3 protein-coding genes and 1 pseudogene are annotated in these 1866 nt (G+C 66.7%); 2 read left to right on the top strand and 2 right to left on the bottom strand.

The window, feature by feature from the left end:
- Both EOA27_RS42660 and EOA27_RS34610 read left to right on the top strand, forming a co-directional pair.
- Positions 1–138 (top strand): annotated as a pseudogene (locus EOA27_RS42660) (DUF1049 domain-containing protein); the annotation flags it as partial.
- Positions 139–156: 18 nt separating this feature from the next.
- Complete coding sequence (locus EOA27_RS34610; protein ID WP_127258520.1) at positions 157–1122, top strand: ornithine cyclodeaminase family protein; 966 nt, start codon at positions 157–159, stop codon at positions 1120–1122.
- 39 nt (positions 1123–1161) lie between these two features.
- Here EOA27_RS34610 and EOA27_RS34605 read toward each other — a convergent pair whose 3' ends face one another.
- Both EOA27_RS34605 and EOA27_RS34600 read right to left on the bottom strand, forming a co-directional pair.
- Complete coding sequence (locus EOA27_RS34605) at positions 1162–1557, bottom strand: VOC family protein (RefSeq protein ID WP_126081186.1); 396 nt, start codon at positions 1555–1557, stop codon at positions 1162–1164.
- A gap of 70 nt (positions 1558–1627) precedes the next feature.
- The coding region (locus EOA27_RS34600) for a WYL domain-containing protein (protein ID WP_127258518.1) at positions 1628–1866 on the bottom strand (239 nt) is incomplete at its 5' end.

Raw genomic sequence — 1866 nt, 5'->3', positions numbered from 1 at the left:
ATGGCGACCTGGGTGAAGCAGGGCCGCTACCGCAAGCTCGCGCGCCAGCGCGGCCTGGAGGCTGAAAACCTGCGCCAGGCGGTGAGCCGCGCGCCGGCCGCGCCGAATGGACCGGCGTTGCCCAAGCCGACCAACTAAAGCAATCCGGAGCCTTCGATGCTGACCATTTCGGCCGCCGAGGTCGACCGCGCGCTGACCTTTCCCGGCCTGGTCGAGACATTGCGCGCCACCTTTCGCGAGGGCGCCGTGCAGCCGGTTCGTCACCATCATGGCGTGGAGCGGCCGGAGGGCGCGGCCTCGACCCTGCTTTTGATGCCGGCCTGGACCGACTTCAACGCCGCAGGCACCTCGGCGGGAGGTCATATCGGCGTCAAGATTGTCACCGTGTCGCCGGACAACAACGCAAAAGGCAAGCCGGCGGTGATGGGCCTCTATCTTTTGCTCGACGGCGTCACCGGCGAGCCGCAGGCGATGATCGACGGGCAGCGGCTGACGCAGTGGCGCACGACCTGCGCCTCCGCGCTCGCCGCTTCCTATCTGGCCCGCAAGGACGCCTCGCGGCTTCTGGTGATCGGCGCCGGCGCGCTGTCGCCATTCCTTGCCAAGGCGCATTCGGCGGTCAGGCCGATCACCTCCATCCGCATCTGGAACCGCACGCCGGCCAATGCCGAAAAGGTGGCGGCCGCCTTGCGCGCCGAAGGCTTTCCGGCCAATGCCGCCGGCGATCTCGACGCGGAGCTTGCCGAGGCCGACATCATCGCCTCCGCGACCATCTCCAACACGCCGCTGGTCAAGGGCGCGCTGCTCAAGCCGGGCGCCCATGTCGACCTCGTCGGCGGCTTCACGCCCGACATGCGCGAGGCTGATGACGATGCGATCAAGCGCGCCCGCGTCTATGTCGACACCCGCGCCGGCGCCACCAAGGAGGCCGGCGACATCGTCCAGCCTCTGGCCTCGGGCCTGCTGAAACCGGAAGCGATCATCGCCGATCTGCATGAGCTCGCGCGCGGCGAGAAACAGGGCCGGCAAACCGACAGCGAGATCACGCTGTTCAAGTCGGTTGGCGCAGCCCTTGAAGACCTCGCCGCCGGCATCGCCGTCTACAAGGCGCTCAAGGGGTAAGGGAGCAGGGCAGTAAGGGAATAAGGGGGGAAAGAACACCTACTGCCCTACTGCCCTACTGCCCTCCTGCCCATTCGGCCAATAAACGCGCAGGCGATGATTGTCCGGATCAAGCGCGACGAAGGTGCGGCCGAAATCGAGATCGGTCGGAGCCTGCAGCATTTTGAGGCCTCTGCCAGCCCAATCCGCATGGGTGGCATCGACCGCCGCGCCGTTGTCGACGGCAAGCACAAGCTCGCCGCCACCGCCTGCCCCCGCAGCCGCCGGTTCCACCGTGTGGCGCGACCAGAGGCCGAGCTTGAAACCCTTGTCGAGCACGAACATCACGAAGGTCGGCGAGGACTCGACCGGCTCGCGCCCGAGCAGCGACGCGTAGAACGCACCGCTCTTTTCCGGGCTGTCGACATAGAGGATGACGAAATTCGGCGTGGTCATATCTGATCTCCAAAGTGTCTGGACCTTCGGGACCATATGCGGACCTACTGTCAGATTCTGGCAGCAGCGATCAGGCGGAATCGCCCTTCCTGGCGTTTGAGCGGGGCGCGTCCAGCGTCGCCCGCCACTCCTTCAGCATCGCCTGGCGGCGGCGTGGGTAACGGACGCCGGTCGGAGTCAGGTCGGACATCCGGTCGGCGCGGAAATGACGGAAATCCTGGCGCGTTTCGCACCACGCCGCCATCACCCGCACCTTGTCGAAGAAAGCGAGCGCGAAGGGCCAGACCAGCCGCTCGGAGGCCGCACCCT

Source organism: Mesorhizobium sp. M2A.F.Ca.ET.037.01.1.1 (assembly GCF_003998075.1).
Classification (GTDB): Bacteria; Pseudomonadota; Alphaproteobacteria; order Rhizobiales; family Rhizobiaceae; genus Mesorhizobium.
The sequence above is the reverse complement of the archived record's forward strand: the minus strand, read 5'-3'. Positions and strand labels throughout refer to the sequence as shown.